Here is a 23938-nt window from a genome sequence, read left to right on the forward strand (position 1 = left end):
GTCCAAAACACCCGGAGACTTTTCGAATTCGTCCGGGTGTTTCGGACACTCAGCGTACGGGCGGGATGCCGAGCGGGATGCGCGACTCGACCGCAGCGGAAGTACCGCGAAGGGGCCCGGATGCCGCGGCATCCGGACCCCTTCCGACTCAGCGCGCGCCGAGCAGGTGCTCGGTGGCGAGCTGCTGCAGGCGGACGAAGCCGAAGCCCTTGCCGCCGAGGTACGCGTCGGTGTCGAAGTCCTCGTAGGCCGAGCGGTCGGCGAGGAAGTCGTCGTAGGTCTCGCCCTCGTTCAGCGTCGGCTGCGCGAGCTCGGCGACCTTGGCGGCCTCGAGAGCTGCCTGCACCTCGGGGTCGGCGCGGAAGGCCGCGGCGCGCTCCTTGAGCAGCAGGTAGGTGTTCATGTTGGCCGACACGGAGTCCCAGACACCGGTCTCGTCCTCGGTGCGCGAGGGCTTGTAGTCGAAGTGACGGGGGCCGTCGTACGCGGGCACGCCGCCGGGGCCGCCGTTCTCGAGCAGGTCGACGAGCGCGAAGGCGTTGTGCAGATCGCCGTGGCCGAACACGAGGTCCTGGTCGTACTTGATGCCGCGCTGACCGTTGAGGTCGATGTGGAAGAGCTTGCCGTGGTACAGCGCCTGGGCGATGCCCGCGGCGAAGTTCAGGCCCGCCATCTGCTCGTGGCCGACCTCGGGGTTCAGGCCCACCAGCTCGGGGCGCTCGAGCGAGTCGATGAACGCGATCGCGTGTCCGAGCGTGGGCAGCAGGATGTCGCCGCGGGGCTCGTTGGGCTTGGGCTCGATGGCGAAGCGGATGTCGTAGCCCTTGTCGGTGACGTAGTCGCCGAGCAGGTTGACGGCCTCGCGGTAGCGCTCGAGCGCCTGGCGGATGTCCTTCGCGGAGTCGTACTCGGCCCCCTCACGGCCGCCCCACATGACGAAGGTCTTCGCACCGAGCTCGGCGGCGAGGTCGAGGTTGCGCAGCACCTTGCGCAGCGCGAAACGACGCACCTGGCGGTCGTTCGAGGTGAATCCGCCGTCCTTGAAGACGGGGGCGGAGAAGAGGTTGGTGGTTACCATCGGCGTGACGATGCCGGTGTCGCTCATCGCGCCCTTGAGGCGGTCGATCTGCTTCTGACGCTCGGCGTCGGTGGAGCCGAAGGCGAAGAGGTCGTCGTCGTGGAAGGTCAGGCCGTAGGCGCCGAGCTCGGCGAGCTTCTCGACGACGTGCACGACGTCGAGGGGCTGACGTGTGGGGCCGCCGAAGGGGTCGGTGCCGTTGTAGCCGACGGTCCAGAGACCGAACGAGAACTTGTCGTCGCGGGTGGGGGTGGGCATTCCTGCTCCTTCGCATGGACGCACGAGCGCGCGGTGGCGCGCAACGGGTTTGTTGGTGCTCACAACATATATCCCGGATGCCGCGGCGTCCACCCCCTCTGTCTACATCGGCCGACATATACTGAGATATATAACGAAGGGGGCCTGCCATGGCACTGACCAGCGTCGACCTCGATCCACGACTCATCGAACGCGCGCGGATCCTCACCGGAGCACCCTCGAATCGCGCGGTCCTCGACCTCGCCCTCCGCCGTCTCATCGCTTCCCAGCAGAAGGACGCGATGATCGCCGGAATTGCCGGACTGACGGACCTCGAGGCCGGGCTCGATTCGCCTGTCGCCTCGACGTCGTGACCGACTACCTCGTCGACAACTCGGTCTGGGCGCGCTTGGCCTCAGGCGACCCGGCCATCCGCGATCGGCTCGAACGCATCGCGCGATCGCCTTCCGACCTTTTCGTGACGTGCCCGCCGCAGGTGGTGGAGTTCTGCCACAGCGCACGCTCGCCCGAGGAACGCGCGCACTACCGCGCGCAGATCTCGCTGGGATTCCCTCTCGAACGGGCACCGGACGAGACGCTCGCCGTCGGCATCCAGTCCGCACTCTGGAACGCCGGCCTCGTGCGTGCCGCGGGCACCGTCGACATCCTGATCGCGGCGTACGCCATCGCGAACGACGCGACGGTCCTGAGTTCTGATCACGACTTCGCTCACATCGCCGCGGTGAGCGATCTGGCGTACGAATACGTCGCGCCGACGAACTGAGTCCCGCTCGGATCACCGCCGGAGAGCGGCGTCGACCATGTCGAAGACCTGCGGATCCCACGTCAGCGCGCGCTCCCACGGCAGGCCGAACCCGTCGGCGAAGAAGATGCTGTGCACGTGGTCGGGGAAGGAGTGCCGATCGATGCGAGGAACGACGGCCGCCGGCACATCGTCGGCCCGACCGCTGCGCAACGACACGAGCCCGTCGTGCGGCCAGAGCTGCGCCGGCTCGGTGGCGGCGGCGAAGTACCCCGCCCCGATCGCCGTGACCGCCACGTCGTCGAGCACTCCGGCCTGCGCCTCGTTCCAGGTGCGGAGGAACCGCCGCGACACCTGCTCGGCCGCCCCTTGCGAGTTCGCCGCCGCATAGGCACGCGCCTGGTCGAGGATCGTCGTGGTCGCCGGGTCGCCGTGCGCGTCGGCATCCGTGATGTCGCCCGCGACGGCGTCGCCGAGCACCGCGCCGTCCCAGGGCGTGCCGAGGGTCACGAGGTGGTCCACCCGCGGGGCCGCCCCGGCCAGCTCGCGGATCGCCGCGCGCGAGAACAGACCGCCCATGGAGTGCGCGACGAGATCGACACTCGAAACGGCGTACTCGACGGAGAGCCAGCGGACGAATGCGGCGAGCGCCACGCCCGCGTGGTCGACAGCGCCGACGGCGTTGATCGTCAGCTCGGCGGGCAGCACGACCGGGACGTCGCCGAAGCCCTGCCACCCGGCATCCGCTTCGACCGTCCCCGCACCGATGCGGGCCGGAGCGGTGAAGACCTGCCGCCCGGCCGCACGGTGGTGCTCGCGGAGGGCGGTCAGCGTGTTGCCCGCCGCGAGCCCCGACCCGGCACCCCGGTCGGTGTCGGTGAACGGGGTGACGGCAGCGCCGCCGGAGACGAGAACGACGGCATCGGCCACGGCAACTCCTCAGAGGGTCGGATGCCGCTCAGATTAGGGCACACCCCCGACATCGCGGGGACACCCGCGCGCCTGGCTGAGGGGGGGGGGGGGATCAGGCCGGGAGCGCGTCCTCGATCGCGGCGACGACCTCGGCGGCGTCGGGCAGCGTCCGCGGGCTGAAGCGGGTCGCCCGACCATCGGGGGCGACGACGAACTTCTCGAAGTTCCACGAGATGCGGCCGGTCTTGCCCTCGGCATCCGGAGTCGTCGTGAGCTCCTTGTACAGGGGGTGGGCGCTGCGCCCGTTGATCTTGACCTTCTCCGACATCGGGAAGGTCACGCCCCACGTCGCCGAGCAGTACTCGGCGATCTTGTCCTCGTCGCTGAGCTCCTGCAGGAACTGGTTGCTGGGGAAGCCGATCACCGTGAAACCGCGGTCGGCGTACTTCTTGTGCAGCGCCTCGAGCGCCTCGTACTGCGGGGCGAGGCCGCATCGCGAGGCGACGTTCACCACGAGGGCGGCCTTGCCGTCGGTCAGCTCGCCGAAGGTCGTCTGCTCGCCGCGGATGGTCGTGATGGGGATGCCGGAAAGGTCCATGCTCCGATCCTGGCACCGCGCGGTTGTGGTCGGGGTGGGAATCGGCCCCGCCCGTGGCACAGTGGTCGGATGGTCACCGCGGGCAGCCGGGGCGACGGCATGCGCCGCGCCAATCTGGCCCTCGTGCTGCGCACCGTGCACCGTGAGGGACCGCGCTCGCGCGCCGCGCTGACCGAGGCGACGGGCCTGAACCGCTCGACCATCGCCGACCTCGTGGGCGAATTGCAGCGCGCGGGACTCGTCGTCGAACGGGCGTCCGAGGCGCAGGGCCGCGTCGGCCGCCCCTCCCCCATCGTCGAGCCCGACCCGCGCGTCGTCGCCGTCGCCGTGAACCCCGAGGTCGACGCCCTCGACATCGCAGCGGTCGCCCTGGACGGGTCGATCATCGCGCGCGAACGCCTCGATCAGTCGACGCTGCTCACGCCCGAGCGCACGGCCGAGCTCGTCGGCATCCGCCTCGATTCCTGGCGCCGCGGGCCGCTCGCCGACTCCCGCCTCGTGGGCGTGGGGGTCGCCGTCCCCGGTCCGGTGCGCGCATCCGACGGGCTCGTACGCGAAGCCCCGCACCTCGGGTGGATCGACGCCGCCCTCGCCGGTCTGATGACGGATGCCACGGGCCTGCCCACCCACGTCGCCAACGACGCGGCGCTGGGCGCCGTGGCCGAGCACCTGTTCGGGGCCGCGCGCGGAGCGCACGACGTCGTCTACCTCAACGGCGGCGCGAGCGGTATCGGCGGGGCGGTGATCGTCGGCGGGATGCCGCTGGGCGGGGCGGGCGGCTACGCCGGGGAGTTCGGGCAGAACAGGCCCGGCATCGCCGATCCCGACGACCGTCGCGCGCCCGAGGGGGTACTCGAAGACGAGGTCAGCCGGTCGCTGCTGCTGAGAGCGCTCGGCATCGAGGGCGCTGACGACGCGGCCCTCGCAGCGGCGCTCACCCGCAGCACCGATGCGGCGGTGCGGGCCGAGACCGATCGACAGCGCCGGATCCTCGCCACCGCCCTCGCCAACGCCGCGAACGTGATGAACCCCGCAGTCATCGTGCTGGGCGGGTTTCTCGCGATCCTCGGCGACCTCGACCTGCCCGGTCTCGACGCCGCGGTGCGCGCGCAGACCATCCCCGCCTGCGCGGAGGGTCTGCGCCTGGCCGCCGCCGAGCTCGGCGAGAACCGTCTACTGGTGGGCGCGGCCGAGGCCGTGTTCGAGGCCGCGCTCTTCCCGGCCCGCTGAGCGCGGAACACCTCCCGAAACCCTCCACCCGCGCCCCCATGTCGGAGGTCCGGGGCAGGATGGGTGAGCGACGACGCGAGGAGAACCGATGATCGAGACACGTTCCGCCGGGGCCACCTGGTCGGGCAACCATCAGTACCGTGCCCGCGAGGTGCTGCTGCCGACCGGGCCCGACGAATTGGCCGAGGTCGTGGCATCCGCCGATCATCTGCGCGTGCAGGCGACCCGCCACACGTTCAACGACGTCGCCGACAGCGAGTCCACCCTCGTGTCGCTCGAGAAGATGCCCACGCGCATCGACATCTCCGGTGACCGGGCGCGTGTCGAGGGGCTCCTGACCTTCGCTCAGCTGGCTCCCGTGCTCGAAGCCGAGGGCCGCGCGCTGCACAACCTCGGGTCACTCCCCCACATCTCCGTGGCCGGCGCGACGGCGACCGGCACCCACGGTTCAGGCGTTCGCAACGGCAATCTCTCGAGCGCCGTGACGGGCGTCGAGCTGATGGATGCCGAGGGCCGCACGCACCGCATCGACGAAGCCCACCCGTGGTTCGGCGCCGCCGCGCTCAGCATCGGCGCCCTGGGCGTGGTGACGGCCCTCGAGCTGCGCACCGAACCGACCTACGCCGTCACGCAGCAGGCGTACACCGGAGTCGCTTGGGCCGACATCATCGCCGACCCGATCGCCGTGCTCGGCGGCTCGCGCAGCGTCAGCATCTTCACGACCTGGGGAGACCCCGCGCACGACCTGGTCTGGGCCAAGAGCGACACGGGGTCTCCGACGTGGGTCGAAGAGCTCGGCGGCACCGCCGTCGGCGATGACATCCACCTCGGCAGCATCCGCACCGTCGACAACACGACGCCGCGCGGAACCTCCGGCCCATGGCACACGCGCCTGCCGCACTTCCGCGCTGACGCCCTCCCCAGCGACGGCGACGAGATCCAGTCGGAGTACTTCGTTCCGCTGAGCTCGGCGGCCGAGGCCCTCGCGGCCGTCCGCGAGATCGCCCCGGGCTTCGCCGAGCACCTCCTGGTGACCGAGCTGCGCACGGTCGCCGCCGACGAGCTGTGGCTGAGCCCCGCGTATCAGCGCGACGTCCTCGCGATCCACTTCACGTGGCGCAACGACACCGCGGGGGTGCTGTCGGCCCTTCCGCACGTCGAGGCAGCCCTCGCGCCGTTCGACGCGCGGCCGCACTGGGGCAAGGCGTTCACCATGCCCGGCGAGCGGATCCTCGCGACGCTGGCACGCGCGCACGATTTCGCCGCGGTCGCCCGCGAGGCCGACCCCCGCGGCGTCTTCCGCAACGCCTACCTGCGGCGCATCTTCGGCGACTGATCAGCCCCATTCAGGTCCCTGAGCGTCATCCAGGTCCCTGAGCCTCACCCAGGTCCCTGAGCCTCGCCCAGGTCCCTGAGCCTGTCGAAGGGACCGGAACCCCCGCCCCACCCAGGTCCCTCAGCGTCACCCAGGTCCCTGAGCCTGTCGAAGGGACCGGAACCCCCGCCCCACCCAGGTCCCTGAGCCTCACCCAGGTCCCTGAGCCTCACCCAGGTCCCTGAGCCTGTCGAAGGGACCGGAACCCGCGTGCCGCCAACACTTCACCACGAGACGACGCCGCCCACCGCGGCGCCGCCTCACGGCATCCGGGATCAGCGGCTGGAGTAGCCGCCGTCGATGGGGAGCGAGACGCCCGAGATCATTCCCGCGCCGTCGCCGAGCAGGAACACGATCGGGGCCGCGATGTCGTCTTCGGTGGCCCACTTGTGCAGCGGCATGGCCTCGAGGAAGGGGCCCTCGATGTCGGGACGCCCCCAGTACCAGGCCGACATCGGGGTCATGACGACCGTGGGGTTCACGCTGTTGACGCGGATGCCGTAGCCGCCGAGCTCGAGGGCGGAGACCCGCGTGATGTTGTCGAGGGCGGCCTTCGACGATCCGTACGAGATGTGACCCGAGAGGGCGACGAGGCTCGCCTGGCTCGAGACGTTGACGATCGCCCCGCCCTTGCCGACGCGGATCATCTCGCGCGAGGCGTACTTGGTGACCAGCAGCGAGCCGCGGGCGTTGATGCGCATGACCTTGTCGAAGACGTCGATGTCGGTGTCCATCGGGGTCGCGATCTCGCCGCCCCAGCCGCCGCAGTTGACGACGCCGTAGATGTCGCGACCCTCGATGGCCGCGCGGATCTCGTCTTCGGATTCGAGGTCGAACACGACGGGCTCCGCACCGGTCTCGGCGCTGATCGCGGCGACGCTGTCGGCGTCGCGACCGGCGGCGAGGACCGTCGCGCCGGCGGCGACGAGGTGACGAACGGTCGCCCCGCCGATGCCGCCACCGGCTCCGGTGACGAGGATGGTGCGGTCGGTGAATTCGGTCATGGGTGGGCTCTTTCACGGGTCCGGGAGTCGAGGACGACGGCAGTGTCGTCGGGGCCCATGATAACCACAGAATCACGCGGATGACTTCGGTGTCATGACGAATTGATCACGGACCTTGACACCGGTGTCACGGTGGGCTTACCGTAACCGGAGTTCGACCGGTGGACACCCCCGCCGGACCCGCTTCATCGACGCAGCACTCCGCCGTGGTGCGTCGCCCGGAAGGACCACACCGCTGTGACCCACACCTCGGAGAACGACGCGACGACCGCCGCCGCGACCGTGCACCTCGACGATCTCGTCGCCCGTGCCCGGCAGCTCGCGGCGTCGGGCGAACGACGCATCCTGGGCGTGGCCGGCACCCCCGGCGCGGGCAAGTCGACAGTGAGCGACGCCCTGCTCGCTGCCCTCGGCGACGACGCGGTGCTCGTGGGCATGGACGGCTTCCACCTCGCCAACGAAGAACTCGTGCGACTCGGTCGTCGCGACCGCAAGGGGGCTCCCGACACCTTCGACGTCGAGGGCTACATCGCCCTGCTCGATCGCATCCGCGCCGGACACGAGGTCTACGCCCCCCGCTTCGACCGCACCCTCGAGGAGTCCATCGGCTCAGCGGTGCTCGTCCCCGCGGGAGTTCCGCTCGTCATCACCGAGGGCAACTACCTGCTCCACGACGAGTTCGGGTGGGATGCCGTCGCCTCCCGCCTCGACGAGGTGTGGTTCCTCGACATCGACTCGCACGCGCGCCGCGAGCGCCTCGTCGCGCGCCGCCTCTCCCACGACCACCCCTACGACGAAGCCGTCGCCTGGGTCCGCGAGGTCGACGAGCGCAACGCCCTCGTCGTCGAGCGCGGGCGCGAGCGCGCCGACCTCGTCGTCACCGTCTCCGACGCCGCCGCCGGCGGCGTCGGCCACCACGAAGGAGCTTCTTCATGAGCACCACCACGGCCACGCCCGTGCTGCAGGCGCGGGGTCTCTCGCGCCAGTTCGGGTCCGTCCGCGCCCTGCACAACGTCGACTTCGAGGTCTATCCCGGGGAAGTGACCGCCCTCATCGGCGACAACGGCGCCGGCAAGTCGACCCTCGTGAAGGCCCTCTCGGGCAATCTCGCGGTCGACGAGGGCGAGATCCTCTTCGACGGCAAGCCCATCGACATGTCGAACCCCCAGGTCGCCTCCGGCCTCGGCATCGAGACGGTCTACCAGGACCTCGCGCTCGCCCCGCACCTCGACCCGGTGCAGAACATGTACCTCGGCCGCGAGATCCGCCGCCCGGGCCTCGCCGGCGCGCTCGGCTTCATGAAGACCAAGGACATGGCGAAGGCCTCCCGCGACGCGTTCGACGAACTCGGCGCCACCGTCCGCAGCCTCACCTCCCCCGTCGGCGAGATGTCCGGCGGCCAGCGCCAGGCGATCGCGATCGCCCGCGCGGTGCACTGGGCCTCACGAGTGGTGTTCCTCGACGAACCGACCGCTGCGCTCGGCGTGCGTCAGACCAAGAACGTGCTCGAAACCATCCGGCGCGTGCGCGACAAGGGCATCGCCGTGGTCTTCATCTCGCACTCGATGCCCCACGTCATCGACGTGTCGGACCGTATCCAGGTCCTGCGCCTGGGCACCCGCGTCGCCAACATCAACGCCAAAGACACCTCCATGGAAGAGCTCGTCGGACTCATGACCGGCGCCGTCACGAAGGACGACCAGAAGTGAGCACCAAGACTCCTCCCACCGAGACCGTCGCCATCGGCACGTTCGACGACAACCAGAAGGTCAACCCGTTCCGCGCGGTGCTGCGCACCCAGGCGTTCCAGATCCTCCTGGTGCTGCTCGCGATCATCATCGTCTTCAGCATCATCGCGCCCGAGTCCTTCGCGCAGTGGTCGAACTTCCGCCTGATCATCCAGAACGCCTCGATCCTCGCGGTGCTCGCGGTCGGCATGACCTACGTGATCATCACCGCCGGCATCGACCTCTCGGTCGGCTCCGTCCTCGTCTTCTCGGGCGTCGTATCGGCGCTGACGATGCGCGCCCTCGGCGGCGAAGGCTGGGGCGTCGCCACCGTCGGCATCATCGTCGCCGTCCTGAGCGGCGTGTGCTGGGGGCTTCTGAACGGCTTCCTCATCGCGAAGGCCAAGATCCCGCCGCTCATCGTCACGCTGGGCTCGCTCGGCATGGCGCTCGGCCTCGCGCAGATCCTCACCGGTGGCGTCGACGTGCGCGACGTGCCCACCGTGCTGACCGTCTCGATCGGCTACGGCAACGTCTTCGGCACCGTCCCGATCATCAGCGTCATCGCGCTCGTGGTCGTCGTGATCGGCGCGATCGTGCTGCACTACACGAAGTTCGGCCTCTACACGCTGGCCGTCGGATCGAGCGAGATCGCCGCCCGCCGGGTCGGTGTGAAGGTCGACGCGCAGCTGATCAAGATCTACACGATCTCCGGCGCCCTGGCCGGGCTCGGCGGCATCCTGTCGCTCTCGCAGTTCTCGACCACCGCGATCGCGGGGCAGTCGCAGACCAACCTGAACGTGATCGCGGCCGTCGTGATCGGCGGCACTTCGCTCTTCGGCGGCGTCGGCACGATCATGGGCACCGTCGTGGGCCTGTTCATCCCCGCGGTGCTGCAGAACGGCTTCGTCATCACGGGCGTGCAGCCCTTCTGGCAGCAGGTCGCGGTGGGCGCGGTGCTGATCACGGCGGTCTACGTCGACCAGGTGCGCCGCACCGCCGCCACCCGCGGCAACTCGCAGGGCCTCTGGCGCAAATTCCTCAGCGGAGGTCGGCGCGGCTGAGCCGCGGCGGCATCCATTCCCTCTCCATCCCTTACCAACCCGACAGCAGTACTCGAAACAAGAACGGTGATCACAATGAAGTGGAACAACAAGGCGACCGCGCTGGCGGTCTTCGGTGTGGCGGCGACCCTCACCCTCGCGGGCTGCTCGGGCGGCTCGGCGTCGGGCGGCGCGTCCGGCGGATCCGACGGCGGCTACAAGATCGCGTTCGTGCAGGGCGTCGCCGGAGATGAGTTCTACATCTCCATGCAGTGCGGCATCCAGGCCGAGGCAGAGAAGGAAGGCGCGACCGTCACCACGCAGGGCCCCGAGAAGTTCGACCCGACCCTGCAGAAGCCCATCGTCGACGCCGTCGTCGCCTCCAAGCCCGACGCGCTGCTGATCGCCCCCACCGACGTGTCCGCCATGCAGGCGCCCATCGCGGCGGCCGAGGCCGCCGGCATCAAGGTGGTCCTCGTCGACACGACGCTGGAAGACCCCTCCGGCGCGGTCTCGCAGATCTCCTCCGACAACAACGGCGGCGGCGCCGCGGCGTTCGAGGCGATCCAGAAGGCCAACCCCAACGGCGGTAAGGTGCTCGTCGTCTCGACCGACCCGGGTGTGTCGACGACCGACGCGCGTGCCCAGGGCTTCGAAGACGCCGTCGCCAAGGACAGCAAGTTCAGCTCCGTGGGCGTGCAGTACTCGCACAACGAGCCCTCCACCGCCGCCGAGATCGTCACCGCGGCCCTGCAGAAGGACCCCGACATCGTCGGCATCTTCGCCGCCAACCTGTTCGCCGCCGAGGGCTCCGCCACGGGTGTGCAGCAGGCCGGCAAGCAGGGTCAGGTCACGATCGTCGGCTTCGACGCTGGTCCCGCGCAGGTGAAGGCCCTCGAGGCCGGCACCGTGCAGGCCCTCGTCGCGCAGGAGCCCGCCACCATCGGCCAGGACGGCGTGCAGCAGGCCATCGCCGCCCTCAAGGGCGAGCCCACCGAAGCCAAGATCCAGACCGGCTTCACCATCCTCACCAAGGACAACATCGACACCGACGGCAAGGACGCGGTGTACAAGTCCAGCTGCTGACGTTCGATCCCGGATGCCGGGATCCGGAGCGACTGCCCGGGTCCCGGCATCCGCCCCTCTCCTCTCGGTTTGGGGCGGGTTTCGTTGTTCGGGGCGAGAAAATCCCGCCCCGAACGACGGAATCCGCCCCGAACCCGCCCACCCCTCCCGCCACACCAGGTCCCTGAGCCTGTCGAAGGGCCGGGACCCACCGGGCTCCCGCAACACCAGGTCCCTGAGCCTGTCGAAGGGACCGGGACCACCAGCCCCCGGACTCGCGCAACCCCAGGTCCCTGAGCTTGTCGAAGGGCCCGGGACCACCTGCCCCTCCCGCGCGGAGGCTTCGACAGGCTCAGCCACCGGACTCGCTCACCCGCCCCTCTCCACGAACCACGGAGCCCCGCATGACCGACCTCACCGCCGCCGCCCTCCCCTCCCTCGCGGCGAACGTCTCCGTTCCGACGTACGACAGGTCGGCCGTGCGCTCGCGCATCGTGCACTTCGGTGTGGGCGGCTTCCACCGGGCGCACGAGGCCATGTACCTCGACCGCCTGCTCGAAGCCGGCCACACCGAGTGGGGCCTGTGCGGGGTCGGGGTCTTGTCGTTCGACGCGGCCATGCGCGATGCCCTCGCCGCGCAAGACGACCTCTACACCCTCGTCACCACCGCCCCCGACGGCACCTCCGCGGCGCGCGTCGTGGGCTCGATCATCGAGTACCTCTTCGTGCCCGACGACCCCGAGGCGGTCGTCGCCAAGCTCGCCGACCCCGACACCGCGATCGTCTCGCTCACCATCACCGAGGGCGGTTACGGCATCGACGACGCCACCGGCGACTACGCCCCGCGCGACGAGGCGACCCTGGCCGACCTCGACGGAGCGACCCCTCCGCGCAGCGTCATGGGCCTGCTCACCGAGGCTCTCCGCCGACGCCGGGATGCCGGCATCCCGGCCTTCACCGTCATGTCGTGCGACAACATCCAGGGCAACGGACACGTCGCCCGCGCCGCCCTGCTCGGTTTCGCCGAGCGGCGCGACGCCGCGCTGTCGGGCTGGATCGCCGAGAACGTGTCGTTCCCGAACTCGATGGTCGACCGCATCACCCCCGTCACCACCGACGAGACGCGCGACGCGATCGCCTCGGAGTTCGGCATCCGCGACCGTTGGCCGGTGCGCAGCGAGTCGTTCGAGCAGTGGGTGCTCGAAGACGCCTTCCCCGCCGGCCGTCCGCCGTTCGACGAAGTCGGGGTGCAGCTCGTCGACGACGTCGAGCCCTACGAACTGATGAAGCTGCGCCTGCTCAACGCCTCGCACCAGGCGATGAGCTACCTCGGCATCCTCTCGGGCACGCACTACGTGCACGAGGTGTGCACCGACCCGCTGTTCATCGACTTCCTGCAGGGCTACATGCACGACGAGGCGATCCCCACGCTGCGTGCGGTTCCGGGGATCGACCTCGACGCGTACTGCGACCAGCTCATCGCCCGTTTCGGCAGCGAGGCGATCCGCGACACCCTCGCGCGTCAGGTCGTCGACGGCTCGGATCGCCTGCCGAAGTTCCTGCTGCCCGTCGTGCGCGAGCAGCTCGCCTCGGGCGGACGCATCGACCACGCGGCCCTCGTGCTCGCGGGCTGGAGCGTCTTCCTCGAGGGGCGGACCGAGTCGGGCGAGCAGACCCCGGCCGTCGACAGTCGTCTCGACGAGCTGCGCGCGATCGTCGCGGACGATCCCGCAAGACTGCTCGACTACGCGCCGGTCTTCGGCGACCTCGGGCAGAACCCGCGCTTGCGCGAGGCCTACCTGGCGGCGCGCGCGTCGCTGGCCGCGCGCGGCGCCCGTGGCGCGATCGCCGAAGTCAACGGCGCGTGAGTCCCGCGAACGCAGGTGGCTGAGCCTGTCGGAGCTATCGGCCCCCGCTCCTTGCCGGTCCCTTCGACAGGCTCAGGGACCTTCGACAGGCTCAGGCACCTTCGACAGGCTCAGGCACCTTCGACAAGCCCAGGGACCTTCGACAAGCCCAGGGACCTCCGACAGGCTCAGGGACCTTCGACAAGCTCAGCGACCCTCGTCCCCTCAGAGACGCCGCAACCACCCGGCGATCCCGTCGTGGAAGCGCTCGGTCTCCTGGTTGGCCTCGTTGCAGTGTCCGGTGGCGTCGAACGCCAGGAGCTCGGCATCCGGATGCCGTTCGACGTAGGCGACCGACCCCGAGAACGGCACCACCGGGTCGACCCTGCTGTGCACGATGAGGGTCGGGATGCCGGGACCCGGGCGCTGCGGTCCGACCCAGGTCAGCGCGCGGGCGTCGACGGCTTCGACGAGGCCGAGCGCACGGGCACCCACGGGGCTGCCGAGCACGCGCATCGAGGCGGCCGCCACGGTGCGCGGCAGGTGAGCGGATGCCACGGCATTCTCGACGATGCGCGTCCAGTCCAGCGCCGGGGCGACGAGCACGAGCCCGACGAGGGCGTCGCGATGGGCCGACTGCTCCGCCGCGAGCATCGCGATGGTGCCGCCCATCGACCAGGCCACGAGCACGATCTCGCGTGCCCCGCGTTCCACCGCGTAGGCGATGGCGTCGTCGACGTCGCGCCACTCGCGCGTGCCGAGCGTCGAGGGCAGGGTGTCGGCGGGGGCGCACTCCTCGTCGCCGGCATACGACACGACGAGCGACGTCCACCCGGCGTCGACGGTCGCCGGAGCCGACCGCAGCGCACCGTTGCGGCTCGAGCGCAGGCCGTGCACGTGGATGGTCCACCGCCCGTCGGCCGTGGCCTCGTCGCCGATCTCCCACGCCTCGGCCACCCCGCCGCGGCGGAGCGGAATCGACACGTGCCGTGTGGGACCGACGTCTTCGGGGGCGCCGATGTTCTGCGAGGTCCACGCGGCGATCACCTCGCCGTCAGCGAGACCCGAGGGACGTTCGAGCACCGTGCGCACCACGCGGTCGCCGTCGGTGCGGACCACCTCGCCGACCCTCAGGTGCGACCCGTCGTCGAGCCGCAGACCGTAGGTGCCCGGCTGCAGACTGTCGGCCGTGGCGGGGACCGAGACGGTGTCGCCCTTGATCAGGGCGGGCGAGAACACCTTCGGTGCGCGCGGTGCGATCAGCCTCCGCGCGACGTACCCGGCGAGGGCGGTGTGCGCGAGGGCGACCGTCGCGGCGGTCGCACCGGCGCCGATGGCGAGCGAACGAATCATGAGCGAGCTCCCGAGGTCTGACGGGTGAGGTGGGCGTCGACGTCGTCGAGCAGGGCGCGCTGATCGGCCGCGAGCGGCGTCGAGGTGGCGATGGCGGCGTCTTCGATCGCGACCCGCAGAGCGTGCAGACGCGTGTCGGCGACCGCATCGGCGGCGAGCCCCGGCGGCATGGTGACACCGCGTTCACGAGCGACCTCGTCGACACGCGCGAGCAACGTCTCGCCACGTCGGTGGATCGCGGTGGTGGTCCTCGAGGCCACGAAGATCCCGATGACGAACGAGACGACACCGAGGTAGAACAGCGGGTCGAACAGGGCGCTGACGACGGCGTTCGGGGCGAAGAAGCGCGTGAGGGTCAGATCGACGATCTCGCTGACGCATCCCGCCACGATCCCCACGGCACCGAGGCGGAAGAACACCCGCGTGCGCGTCAGCGACACCCTCGCCGACGCGCAGAGCAGCGCCCCGACGAAGGCGATCCCGGCCATGTGCACCACGCCGTAGAACCAGGCGCCGGTCGAGGTGGCTGCGGCCTCTTCCAAGAAAAAGAACGACGACGCGGTCCTGTCGGGCATGGCGGCGAAGAAGACGACGATGAACACGACGCCGAGCACGATCGGCACACGCCACCGCAGGGTGCGCACGCGGGCGGTCACCGGGGCGGTGCCCGCCTGCACGCCGAGCCACAGCGCGACCATCGTGAGCACGTTCTGCACCAGCTTCAGCACGTTCGTGCCCCCGAGTGCACCGTCGAGCACCTCGAGCGGCGCCACCGTGCCCTGGGTGAGCAGCGCCACCACCCCGACCGCGGCGGCGAGCCACGCGATGCGTGCCCGCGGCTGCTGCCACGCGACCCGCGCTCGCAGCACCACCACGAGGAGCAACCCCGCGAGCGCCGCATCGATGAGCAGCACCGTCACCATGACGACTCGGCCACCCTCGGCGAGGCGTACAGCAGACGCGCGATGCGGTGAGCGACGTGCTCCGCGACAAGTTCCGCCTCGTATTCCGGAGTCGTGAGGCCGGGAGCGGCGTGGGGCGACGCCGCGGAGCGCTCGTGCAGCGCTCCCGAGCAGTGCGCGTCATCGAGAAGATGCCCCAGTTCGTGCGAGGCGGCGAACTGGCTGTAGACGGTGGCATCCGAGGCCCGCACGTGGATGCTGCCCTCGCGCCGATCGGCGAAATACGCCAGGAAGCCGGTCATCATGCCCCAGTGCGCCGTGTCGCCCTCGGGCACGATGGTCAAGCGGATCTCGAGGGCCTTCTCGACCGCCGCGACGACGTCGTCGAAGGTCATCCCCGGGGTCAGTGCGGCGCGGCGGAACGCCGCGTCTCCGCGCTCACGCACGCGAGTGAGGATCTCGTCCGACTCGTTCACGACCGTTCCCCCTTGCGTCCGCTCACGTCGCGGGCGGCCTGCCGCGCAGCGAGCGGGCGATGGCGCGCAACGCGTCGGGGGACATCTCGCCGAGGGCCCGGAACTGAATGCTGCTGGCCCCGGCCTCGCGCATCGCCTCGCGCAGTTCGAGCTCCGCCTCGGTGCGATCGGTGACCGTCTCGTCGGTGTAGTCGGTGAGGTATTCGGCCGGCACGTCCGCCCATTCGGTGACGGCGCGCAGCACTTCTTCGTCGAGCACGACCGTGTTGGTCGTCGCGGCGAGCAGCGCCCGCGCGCTCTCGGCCAGGGCCGGGTCGATGCCGTCGAGAACGGCGAGGAGATCCGACTCTCGTGAGCCGTGGCTCGCGATGAGACGTCGCACGCGTTCGGCGATCGGACCCGCCGGTACGCGCATCTCGATGCGGGGCGCGGCAGCCGGGTTGGCGAGCTCTTCGGGGCTCACTCCGAGGGCCGCGGCGAGCGCCTCGATGTCGTTCGTGTTGTAGGGCAGAGAGAAGCCGGCGCGCGACTGGTAGTAGCTCTTCGTCATGCCGGCGCGCGTCAGCAGCTCGCCCACCGTGAGGCCCTTGGCCTGACGGAGGCGATCCACATTCGCCACCACTCGGCGGGAGTACCGCGAGGGCGGTCCGACAGCGCCGCGACCCACGTGTCGATCCTAGACGTCACCCTTCGGCACGTCAGGGGTTGTATTTACGAACATGCATTGGATGCTATTTACGAGTCGCTGTGCTTGGATGGAAATCACCGTGAGCAGGGCGGCCGTGGGGGACCCCCGCTCGCGCAGATCGGATGCGCCATGCGCTCCGGTCGTCGGCAGCGGGTGCGGCGCCGTTGGGGGGCGCCGCGCTCGCTCGCCTCCGCTGCGCGTGCACCGCGACGATCAGAGTCCGCAGGACTCCCGCTCGACGAGTGAGACGTCGATGACGGTCACCTCGTCGAGCCCCAGGCCCGCGTCGGGCTCGAGGCGTGCGAACACCCGCTCGGCGGCGAGCGCGCCGATGCGGCGCGGGTCCTGGTCGATGACGGTGACCGAGGGGGTCAGAGTGTCGGCCATCGGGAAGTCGCCGAACCCGACGAAGGGCATCGGGGCGCCGCGCAGCACGTGGGCGAGCGCCATCGACGAGCGCGCGTTGGCCGAGAACAGGGCCGTGGGCGGTTCGGCCAGGGCGCGGAGGTCTTCGAGGGCGGATGCCGCGGACCCACGGTCCGACACCTGCGAGACGACCAGCTGTTCGTCGATCTCGATCCCGGCCTCGGTGAGCGCGCGGCGCCAGCCGTCGATGCGCTTGGTCTCGGTCGACAGGTGCACCCGGTCGCCGAGGTAGGCGATGCGCCGGTGGCCGTGCGAGACGAGGTGGCTCGTCGCCAGGTGGGCACCGGCCTCGTCGTTCTCGGTGAAGGTGTCGGTGTGCAGACCCGCCGGGGCGCGGTCGACGAAGACGATGGGGGTGTGCCCGCGCCAGCGCTCGAGCCACGAGTGGTCGGTCCCCACGGGGGCGATCACCAGCCCCGTCAACTGTCGACCGAGCAGCGATTCGAGCGCCGGCCTCTCGTCATCCGGGTCTTCGCCGAGGCTCGTCACGAGCGTCGAGAGGCCGTGGCTGCGCGCGGTGTCTTCGACGGCACGCGCGATCGCGGCGAAGAACGGGTCGACGACGTCGGGGACGGCCACGCCGATCACCGAGGCGCGCCCCGCGCGGAAGGTGGTCGCGAGTGCGTTGGGCACGTAGTTCAGCTCGCGCATCGCGGTTTCGACCAGCGCGCGCGTGTCGGGGAGCACATGGGGGTCGTCGTTGAACACGCGCGACACGGTCTTGGTGCTGACGCCCGCGCGCAGGGCGACATCGCGCATGGTCGTCACGAGGCACCTCCGAGGTGAATGGGCGGGACGGGGTCGAATCGCCACCCTATCCGCCGGTCTGCGTGCCCCCGTGTCGGCGCGGCCTCGCGCGTCGAGGGGCACCCCGCCCGCGCGGCGGCGCACCGACCCTCCCCCGCGTGCACCCGCGGAGGGATCGACCGCCGCGCGGGCGAGGTCATCTCAGCGCCCGTCGACGGCGTCGGCGAGCTCGCGCAGACGCGGCAGGGCACGACCCGAGAGCAGCTCCTCGCGACGAGCGGCGTCGATCGAGAGGCTGTCCTTCCAGAGCGATCGACCGGCCATGGCACCCGAGGCGCCGTTCGCGACGGCGGTGCGCACCTGCTCGATGAAGGTCTCGTGGTCAACGCCGGCCGACAGCACGGCCCACGGCACGCCCTGGGCGACCTCGGTCACACGGGCGCTCGCCTCGGCGGAGCCGGGGTACTGGAGCTTGAGGATCTTCGAGCCGCACGCCACGGCGAGCGCGGCCCCGTCGACGACCAGGTCGGCGAACTTCGCCTTGTACTCCTCGTCGCTCTCGTCCTCGAGCTGGTAGGTCAGCAGCTCGACGATGAGCAGCAGTCCCTCGTCCTCGCACGCCTGCACCAGGTCGCGGATCTCCTGCGCGACGCGGGAGTCGGCATCCTGCTTGTCGGGGCGGGTGTAGTACAGCATCTTGGCGACGGTTCCGCCCATGTCGCGCACCGTGCGAGGGGTGACACCCGGCACGAAGCGGGTGTACTTCAGGCCGTCGACGGTCTCGAAGCCCGAGGCGTCCAGGCCCACGACGAGCCCGGTGTCGCGGTCGAGCACACCGTCGTCGACGATCTGGGGCAGCGCGACCTCGGGGTCGAGCAGGATGGCCGGTGCGTGGTTGGCGAGGTGGCGCACGAGGTCGGCCTTCACCTCGGCGAGCTCTTCGCGCGAGATCGCGTCGGAGCCGTTCGGGGCGTCCTTGATGGCGGCTTTCATGCCGTTGCGCTGGTCGGCGGCGACGATGAGCATGTGCCCCTCGGGGGTGCTGATCGACTGGAGCGCGCGGCGCTCGAGCGTGGTGAGTTCGTTCATGATCTCTCTTCTCTGGGGTCTGTTCGCGCGTCCGATCGGGACGGGCGCGGCGGGTGGGAAGTCAGGAGGGGACGGATGCCGAGACGAGGCGCCGCGCCATGTCGGCGGCTCCCCACGCGACGTCCTGCTCACGGGTGGACAGGGACGGATCGGGAAGCACTTCGGCGCGCGCGCGGCGGACGCTCGCCATGCCCGCCCAGCCGCCGGTGAGGGTGGAGCGGGTCGCCGGCGCGACCTCGCGGTCCATGGCCTCGATAAGGGCGGCGACCTCGTCGTTGCTGTGCCGGAGCACCGCACCGAAGATCTCCGCGGGTGACGCCTCGGTGTGCAGGGTCAGGCGCAGCACGCCGTCGTCGTTGCGCGCACCGGTGACCTCGATCGCGCCGGCGGGGAGCTCTCCCTCGTACGGCAGAGCCATGACGGCGGCGTCGAGGGCGTCGCGCCCGGCGCGGTCGCTGATGCCCGCGGCGTGCAGGGCGCGCCGCAGCAGCAGGCCGGTCTTCACTCCGGCGACGAGCACGTGCTTGCCGGGGACGACGTGACGCACCTCGTTGATGAGGGCGTCGGCCAGACGCTGCCGCGCCGCGAAGCCGAGGGGTTCGTCGAGAACGCGCAGCAGCACCTCGGCGGTGCCGAGCGAGACGTGGTAGCCGTCGGCGTCGAGCGTGCCGTTGGCCTGCGCGGCGACGAGGTGGTCGTGGCCGGCGACGGTGAGCGCGGCGCCCGCGAGTCGCGGGCCGAAGGCGTCGGATGCCGTGCCCCAGGGCAGACCGCCTCCGCGCAGCGGCGGCAGCAGGTCGGCGTCGACGCCGAGTGCGTCGAGCATCGCGGGCCAGGCGGCGCCGGAGTCCTGGTCGATGAGGCCCGTGCGCGAGGCGAGCGAGAGCTCGAGGGCGACGTCGCCGCCGAGGGCCGCGACGACGAACTCGGGCAGGTCGAGCCAGCGCAGGCCCGCGAGCGAGGTGCCCTGGTCGCGCAGCCAGGCGAGCTTCGCGACGCTCACCTGCGCGCCGAGCGGCAGGCCCGTGCGTCCGGCGAACTCGGTGCGCACGGCATCCGGGAAGACCGCGATCTGCTCCCACCCGCGCGGATCGAACCACGCGAAGCCGGGGGCGACGGCGCGACCGTCGGCGTCGATGAGGATCCCGGTCTCACCCATGCCCGCGACGGCCAGCGAGGCCAGCGGCTCGGGCGTGAGCGGCGCGAGCTGGGCGTCGACGAGTCCGACGAGCGCGCGGACGGCGGCGAGCAGGTCGTCGGCGTCGATGTCGGTCGTTCCGCCCTCGCCCACGCGCCACGGGGTGGGCACCTGGGCGCTGGCGATCTCGGTGCCGTGGTCGTCGATGACGAGCATCTTCACGCCCGTGCTGCCGAGGTCGATCCCCCCGTGCAGGCGCAGAGCCGCAGCGGCGGGAACATCAGCGGGGGCGGATGCCGTGACACCGGTGTCTTGCATGAGCGGCCGTCCTTTCCGGAACTTCTTCGAGTCCCGGAATTTCAAGCATGACACCGGTGACTTGCTACGTCTATGGTGGGGGTATGCCGTCGCCGTGTCAAATACCCGATTCGCTCGCCGTCGTCGTCGCCGGACCCGCCGGCAGCGGCAAGAGCACCCTGGGCCGCGCGATCGCCGCCGAGCTCGGTGCTGCGCTCGTCGACCTCGACAGCGTGACGACTCCCCTGCTCGACGCCCTCCCCGCCGATGCGCTGGGCGGCCACTGGCTCACCTCGCCTTTCGCGGCCGAGATCCGAGCCGGCCGGTACGCGGCACTGCGTGCGACGGCGGCCGACGTGCTCTCCACCGCGGGCCGCGTCGTCGTGGTGGCACCCTTCAGCGCCGAACTCGCCGGGGGCGACGAGTGGCAGGCGCTGCGCGATGCGTTCTTCCCCACCGCGCCCGTCGTCGTGCACGTCGACGGAGACCCGTCCGTGCTGGCCTCCCGTCGCGCCGATCGTGCCGCCGCCCGCGACGCGCACCGCCCCGACACCCCCGCCGTCGCCCCGGCGATCGAAGTGCTCGGCGTCGACGCCGAGCTCTCGACCGCGCAGCAGCTCGCGCGCGTGCTGCCCGCACTCGGCATCCGGCGTCCGGTGCCCGCTGACGCCGAGATCTTCTCCCGCGAGTTCGACGCCGTGCTCTTCGACCTCGACGGCACGCTCGTCGACTCCACGGCATCCGTCGTGCGCTCCTGGCGTCGCTTCGCCGAGCACTTCGAGGTGTCGATGGAGGCGCTGCACGCCAACCACGGCCAGCCCGCACGCACCCTCGTGGGGGTACTGCTCCCCGCCGATCGCCACGCGGAGGCCCTCGCGCACGTCACCGACCTCGAGGTGACCGATGCCGTGGGCCTGCAGCCCATCCGCGGGGCCGACGTCTTCTTCGACGCCGTCCCGGCCGAGCGCCGCGCGATCGTCACCTCGGGATCCGTGCCGATCGCCACGGCCCGCCTGGCCGCGGCCGGCTACGCGAAGCCGGCGGTGTTCGTGACCGTCGACGACGTGGTCAACGGCAAGCCCGACCCCGAGCCGTTCCTGCTGGCGGCCGAGCGGCTCGGTTTCTCGCCGGACCGCTGCCTCGTCGTCGAAGACGCCCCCGCCGGCATCGCCGCCGCCCGCGCCGCCGGCTGCGCGGTGATCGCCCTCACCGGCACGACCGCCGAAGAGGAACTGACGGCCGACCTCGTCGTCGACGGGCTGGATGCCGTGCGGCTCGAGGTCACGGCATCCGGCGCGCTCCGGCTCGCCCCGGCCTGATCACGCGACCGCCACGACGACGCCCGAGCCGAGCTCAGCGGACACAAGCCGCACAGTTTAGGACCATCGACGCATCGGCTGAGTGTTCTCTCTCGTCCGTAGCGCGCCCACCGGACGCTGCTTACTCTGGGCTCAATCGCGCATCTTCAGGCTCTTGATCGGACAGAGTGAGCGGCCGCCGCCTCGTGTCGCACCCGAACTCGACGAAGTTGCTCTCCCCCCTCGAGACCAGAAAGAGCACCCATGAGTTCGGATGACAGGACCAATACCTGCAGCTACCACATGGCCGGCGATCTCCCGGCCGGCGGCGATCACCTCGGCGGCACCTTCGGCCAGGCGCCGAGCCTCGACGGCTGGTATCCGCAGCGGTTGAAGGTCGAGCTGCTGCACCGCAACGGCGTCGCCGCCGACCCGCTCGGTGCCGACTTCGACTACGCGGCGGCGTTCGCCACGATCGATCTCGACGCGCTCAAGGCCGACATCAAAGAACTGCTCACCACCTCGGTCGACTGGTGGCCGGCGGATTACGGCAACTACGGCCCGCAGATGATCCGCATGGCCTGGCACGCCGCGGGCACGTACCGCATCGCCGACGGACGCGGCGGGGCGGGAACCGCGATGCAGCGATTCGCACCGATCGGCAGCTGGTGGGACAACGGCAACACCGACAAATCCCGCCGTCTGCTGCAGCCGATCAAGCACAAGTACGGCAACGCGCTGTCGTGGGCCGACCTCATGGTGTTGACCGGCAACTGCTCGCTCGAGTTGATGGGACTGCCGACCTACGGCTTCGCCGGAGGACGACTCGATGCGTGGGAGCCCGACGACGGCACCTGGTGGGGCCCCGAGGTCTGGAACCCGCACAACGTTCAGAGCCCCGACGAGATGGTCAGTCGTGACGAACGCTGGCACGGCGAGAACGGCGACGCGGACTACGACCTGCAGAGCCCCTTGGCCGCCTCGCACCAGGCCCTGATCTACGTCAACCCCGAGGGACCGTACGCCAACGGCGACCCGATGGGCTCGGCGCGCGACATCCGCATCACCTTCACCCGCATGGCGATGAACGATGAGGAGACCGTCGCGCTGATCGCCGGCGGCCACGCGTTCGGCAAGAGCCACGGCCAGGTACCCGCGTCGAAGATCGGCCCCTCGCCCGAGCTGGCGCCGATCGAGTCGATGGGTCTCGGATGGCACAACCCGGTGGGCAGCGGCAACGCCGAGAACACCTCGACCAACGGCATCGAGGGCAGCTGGACCCCGAACCCGATCCAGTGGGACAACACCTACCTCGAGAACCTGTTCGCGTTCGACTGGGAGCAGACGAAGAGCCCGGCCGGCGCCCTGCAGTGGACTCCCACCGACCCGAACGCGCCGAAGACCCCCGACGCGCACGTGCCCGGGCAGATGAACCCGCTGATGATGATGACCTCGGACATCGCCCTGAAGGTCGACCCGGCGTACCGGGCCGTGTGCGAACGCTTCCTGGCCGACTTCGACCTCTTCACGCTGGCGTTCTCGAAGGCCTGGTACAAGCTCACGCATCGCGACATGGGCCCGAAGCACCGCTACCTCGGACCCGAGGTCACCATCGCCGACGACCTGCTCTGGCAGGATCCCCTGCCCGACGCCGAGGGAACCGCCCTCGACGAAGCGGATGTGGCGAGCCTCAAAGAGGCCGTCATCGCGACGGGGGCGTCCGTGTCCGACCTCGTCTACACGGCCTATGCCGCCGCGTCGACCTATCGCGACAGCGACAAGCGCGGCGGTGCGAACGGTGGCCGTCTCGCCCTCTCGCCCCAGAAGGACTGGGCGATCAACCGCCGCACCATCCCGGTGATCGACGCGCTGCGGTCGGTGCAAGCGGAGTTCGCCGCGTCGTCGGGCGGGCGGCAGGTGTCGCTTGCCGACCTCATCGTGCTCGCCGGCACGGCCGCCGTGGAGCGGGCGGCGCGGGCGGCGGGCTCCGACGTCGACGTCGCGTTCACCCCGGGTCGCGTCGACACGACGCAGGAACTCACCGACATCGAGATGTTCGAGTGGCTCCGGCCCGTGGCGGACGGCTTCCGCAACTTCGTGTCGGAGCGATTCGACCAGTTCGCGCCCGGCGTCGCCCCCGAGGCGGCGTTCCTCGACAAGGCGAACCTCTTCACGCTCACCGCACCCGAGTGGACCGTCCTGACCGCAGGCCTGCGCGTCCTCGGCGCGAACTGGGACGGGTCCGATACAGGTGTCTTCACGGAACGCGTCGGCGTCCTGACGACGGATTTCTTCGTCAACCTGACCGACACGGATCTGGTCTGGACGGAAGACGACGACACCGCGTCGACCTTCACCGGCCGCGTCCAGGCGACCGGTGAGGCACGCTGGCGGGCCTCGAGGAACGACCTCGTGTTCGGCTCGAACGCGCAGCTGCGCTCGATCGCCGACGCCTACGCCGGCACCGACGGACAGGAGAGATTCGTCCGCGACTTCGCCCAGGTGTGGTCGAAGGTCATGATGCTGGACCGCTACGACGTCAAGGGCCACCGGCGCTACGGCGTGATGGCTGCCTGACCGGCGCAGCACCTCCTCAGATGGTCACCCCCTCTCGCGACCGAGAGGGGGCGACCACCTGTTTCGGG

Annotated in this window: 22 protein-coding genes; 11 read left to right on the forward strand and 11 right to left on the reverse strand. The window is 70.6% G+C overall.

Going from position 1 to position 23938, the window contains the following annotated elements; genetic code table 11:
- Positions 1–148: 148 nt before the first annotated feature.
- Complete coding sequence (gene xylA / locus RWH43_RS11470) at positions 149–1336, reverse strand: xylose isomerase (protein ID WP_316001538.1); 1188 nt, start codon at positions 1334–1336, stop codon at positions 149–151.
- Between the two features lie 149 nt (positions 1337–1485).
- Between xylA and RWH43_RS11475 the strand changes: the two genes are divergently transcribed.
- On the forward strand, positions 1486–1689 hold the full coding sequence (locus RWH43_RS11475; RefSeq protein ID WP_316001539.1) for a type II toxin-antitoxin system VapB family antitoxin: 204 nt from the start codon (positions 1486–1488) through the stop codon (positions 1687–1689).
- Entirely contained in the window at positions 1686–2099 is a 414-nt protein-coding gene (locus RWH43_RS11480) for a PIN domain-containing protein (RefSeq protein WP_316001540.1), read from the forward strand. The genes RWH43_RS11475 and RWH43_RS11480 overlap by 4 nt, the downstream gene beginning before the upstream one ends.
- A 12-nt stretch (positions 2100–2111) precedes the next feature.
- Here RWH43_RS11480 and RWH43_RS11485 read toward each other — a convergent pair whose 3' ends face one another.
- Together RWH43_RS11485 and RWH43_RS11490 are read right to left on the reverse strand one after the other, a co-directional pair.
- Positions 2112–3008: an esterase/lipase family protein gene (locus tag RWH43_RS11485; protein ID WP_316001541.1), complete on the reverse strand. Its 897-nt coding sequence runs from the start codon at positions 3006–3008 to the stop codon at positions 2112–2114.
- Positions 3009–3102: 94 nt separating this feature from the next.
- A complete protein-coding gene (locus RWH43_RS11490; RefSeq protein WP_316001542.1) occupies positions 3103–3588 on the reverse strand; it encodes a glutathione peroxidase in 486 nt (161 codons plus the stop codon).
- Positions 3589–3657: 69 nt separating this feature from the next.
- Here RWH43_RS11490 and RWH43_RS11495 point away from each other — a divergent pair, with 69 nt between their 5' ends.
- Together RWH43_RS11495 and RWH43_RS11500 are read left to right on the forward strand one after the other, a co-directional pair.
- Positions 3658–4818 carry an ROK family transcriptional regulator gene (locus RWH43_RS11495; RefSeq protein WP_144832163.1) on the forward strand — a complete coding sequence of 387 codons (1161 nt, stop codon included), beginning with the start codon at positions 3658–3660 and terminating at the stop codon, positions 4816–4818.
- A gap of 88 nt (positions 4819–4906) precedes the next feature.
- Positions 4907–6154 carry a D-arabinono-1,4-lactone oxidase gene (locus RWH43_RS11500; RefSeq protein WP_154097234.1) on the forward strand — a complete coding sequence of 416 codons (1248 nt, stop codon included), beginning with the start codon at positions 4907–4909 and terminating at the stop codon, positions 6152–6154.
- Between the two features lie 314 nt (positions 6155–6468).
- On the opposite strand, the gene RWH43_RS11505 is transcribed toward RWH43_RS11500, so the two are convergent.
- A complete protein-coding gene (locus RWH43_RS11505) occupies positions 6469–7197 on the reverse strand; it encodes an SDR family oxidoreductase (RefSeq protein WP_144785922.1) in 729 nt (242 codons plus the stop codon).
- 237 nt (positions 7198–7434) lie between these two features.
- On the opposite strand from RWH43_RS11505, the gene RWH43_RS11510 reads away from it, so the two are divergent.
- From RWH43_RS11510 to RWH43_RS11530, 5 genes are all read left to right on the forward strand, one after another.
- Positions 7435–8133: a nucleoside/nucleotide kinase family protein gene (locus RWH43_RS11510; RefSeq protein WP_316001543.1), complete on the forward strand. Its 699-nt coding sequence runs from the start codon at positions 7435–7437 to the stop codon at positions 8131–8133.
- Complete coding sequence (locus RWH43_RS11515; RefSeq protein WP_144785920.1) at positions 8130–8906, forward strand: ATP-binding cassette domain-containing protein; 777 nt, start codon at positions 8130–8132, stop codon at positions 8904–8906. Before RWH43_RS11510 ends, RWH43_RS11515 begins: the two co-directional genes overlap by 4 nt.
- Positions 8903–9988: an ABC transporter permease gene (locus RWH43_RS11520; RefSeq protein WP_144832152.1), complete on the forward strand. Its 1086-nt coding sequence runs from the start codon at positions 8903–8905 to the stop codon at positions 9986–9988. Before RWH43_RS11515 ends, RWH43_RS11520 begins: the two co-directional genes overlap by 4 nt.
- A 75-nt stretch (positions 9989–10063) precedes the next feature.
- Positions 10064–11053: an ABC transporter substrate-binding protein gene (locus RWH43_RS11525; protein ID WP_144832150.1), complete on the forward strand. Its 990-nt coding sequence runs from the start codon at positions 10064–10066 to the stop codon at positions 11051–11053.
- A gap of 383 nt (positions 11054–11436) precedes the next feature.
- On the forward strand, positions 11437–12900 hold the full coding sequence (locus RWH43_RS11530; RefSeq protein ID WP_316001544.1) for a mannitol dehydrogenase family protein: 1464 nt from the start codon (positions 11437–11439) through the stop codon (positions 12898–12900).
- 204 nt (positions 12901–13104) lie between these two features.
- Here the strand turns inward: RWH43_RS11530 and RWH43_RS11535 are convergent, their stop codons facing one another.
- From RWH43_RS11535 to RWH43_RS11565, 7 genes are all read right to left on the reverse strand, one after another.
- Positions 13105–14232: an alpha/beta hydrolase gene (locus RWH43_RS11535; protein WP_154097230.1), complete on the reverse strand. Its 1128-nt coding sequence runs from the start codon at positions 14230–14232 to the stop codon at positions 13105–13107.
- Entirely contained in the window at positions 14229–15155 is a 927-nt protein-coding gene (locus tag RWH43_RS11540; RefSeq protein WP_316001545.1) for a hypothetical protein, read from the reverse strand. The genes RWH43_RS11535 and RWH43_RS11540 overlap by 4 nt, the downstream gene beginning before the upstream one ends.
- Positions 15149–15610 carry a hypothetical protein gene (locus RWH43_RS11545; RefSeq protein WP_316001546.1) on the reverse strand — a complete coding sequence of 154 codons (462 nt, stop codon included), beginning with the start codon at positions 15608–15610 and terminating at the stop codon, positions 15149–15151. Before RWH43_RS11545 ends, RWH43_RS11540 begins: the two co-directional genes overlap by 7 nt.
- Positions 15611–15632: 22 nt before the next feature.
- The gene (locus RWH43_RS11550) at positions 15633–16277 is read right to left on the reverse strand and encodes a helix-turn-helix domain-containing protein (protein WP_154097227.1); all 645 of its coding nucleotides are present in this window, start codon (positions 16275–16277) and stop codon (positions 15633–15635) included.
- A gap of 234 nt (positions 16278–16511) precedes the next feature.
- Positions 16512–17483 (reverse strand): LacI family DNA-binding transcriptional regulator, encoded by a 972-nt coding sequence (locus tag RWH43_RS11555; RefSeq protein WP_144833095.1) that lies wholly within the window; start codon positions 17481–17483, stop codon positions 16512–16514.
- 189 nt (positions 17484–17672) lie between these two features.
- Positions 17673–18560: a hypothetical protein gene (locus tag RWH43_RS11560; protein WP_316001547.1), complete on the reverse strand. Its 888-nt coding sequence runs from the start codon at positions 18558–18560 to the stop codon at positions 17673–17675.
- 61 nt (positions 18561–18621) lie between these two features.
- Positions 18622–20016, reverse strand: coding sequence for an FGGY-family carbohydrate kinase (locus tag RWH43_RS11565; RefSeq protein ID WP_154097226.1), 1395 nt, complete (start codon positions 20014–20016; stop codon positions 18622–18624).
- 56 nt (positions 20017–20072) lie between these two features.
- Between RWH43_RS11565 and RWH43_RS11570 the strand changes: the two genes are divergently transcribed.
- The gene (locus tag RWH43_RS11570; protein WP_316001548.1) at positions 20073–21314 is read left to right on the forward strand and encodes an HAD-IA family hydrolase; all 1242 of its coding nucleotides are present in this window, start codon (positions 20073–20075) and stop codon (positions 21312–21314) included.
- Positions 21315–21557: 243 nt separating this feature from the next.
- Entirely contained in the window at positions 21558–23870 is a 2313-nt protein-coding gene (gene katG, locus RWH43_RS11575; protein WP_316001549.1) for a catalase/peroxidase HPI, read from the forward strand.
- Positions 23871–23938 lie beyond the last annotated feature (68 nt).

It is taken from the genome of Microbacterium algihabitans (assembly GCF_032464975.1).
Classification (GTDB): domain Bacteria; phylum Actinomycetota; class Actinomycetes; order Actinomycetales; family Microbacteriaceae; genus Microbacterium; species Microbacterium algihabitans.

What these genes read in the sequence shown, in the direction of transcription:
- RWH43_RS11515 (WP_144785920.1), top strand. Translation starts at nt 8,130, where the DNA reads ATGAGCACCACCACGGCCACGCCCGTGCTGCAGGCGCGGGGTCTCTCG.
- RWH43_RS11490 (WP_316001542.1), bottom strand. Translation starts at nt 3,588, where the DNA reads ATGGACCTTTCCGGCATCCCCATCACGACCATCCGCGGCGAGCAGACG.
- RWH43_RS11505 (WP_144785922.1), bottom strand. Translation starts at nt 7,197, where the DNA reads ATGACCGAATTCACCGACCGCACCATCCTCGTCACCGGAGCCGGTGGC.
- RWH43_RS11560 (WP_316001547.1), bottom strand. Translation starts at nt 18,560, where the DNA reads ATGAACGAACTCACCACGCTCGAGCGCCGCGCGCTCCAGTCGATCAGC.
- katG (WP_316001549.1), top strand. Translation starts at nt 21,558, where the DNA reads ATGAGTTCGGATGACAGGACCAATACCTGCAGCTACCACATGGCCGGC.
- RWH43_RS11475 (WP_316001539.1), top strand. Translation starts at nt 1,486, where the DNA reads ATGGCACTGACCAGCGTCGACCTCGATCCACGACTCATCGAACGCGCG.
- RWH43_RS11530 (WP_316001544.1), top strand. Translation starts at nt 11,437, where the DNA reads ATGACCGACCTCACCGCCGCCGCCCTCCCCTCCCTCGCGGCGAACGTC.
- xylA (WP_316001538.1), bottom strand. Translation starts at nt 1,336, where the DNA reads ATGCCCACCCCCACCCGCGACGACAAGTTCTCGTTCGGTCTCTGGACC.
- RWH43_RS11565 (WP_154097226.1), bottom strand. Translation starts at nt 20,016, where the DNA reads ATGCAAGACACCGGTGTCACGGCATCCGCCCCCGCTGATGTTCCCGCC.
- RWH43_RS11495 (WP_144832163.1), top strand. Translation starts at nt 3,658, where the DNA reads ATGGTCACCGCGGGCAGCCGGGGCGACGGCATGCGCCGCGCCAATCTG.
- RWH43_RS11500 (WP_154097234.1), top strand. Translation starts at nt 4,907, where the DNA reads ATGATCGAGACACGTTCCGCCGGGGCCACCTGGTCGGGCAACCATCAG.
- RWH43_RS11555 (WP_144833095.1), bottom strand. Translation starts at nt 17,483, where the DNA reads ATGCGCGATGTCGCCCTGCGCGCGGGCGTCAGCACCAAGACCGTGTCG.
- RWH43_RS11540 (WP_316001545.1), bottom strand. Translation starts at nt 15,155, where the DNA reads ATGGTGACGGTGCTGCTCATCGATGCGGCGCTCGCGGGGTTGCTCCTC.
- RWH43_RS11525 (WP_144832150.1), top strand. Translation starts at nt 10,064, where the DNA reads ATGAAGTGGAACAACAAGGCGACCGCGCTGGCGGTCTTCGGTGTGGCG.
- RWH43_RS11535 (WP_154097230.1), bottom strand. Translation starts at nt 14,232, where the DNA reads ATGATTCGTTCGCTCGCCATCGGCGCCGGTGCGACCGCCGCGACGGTC.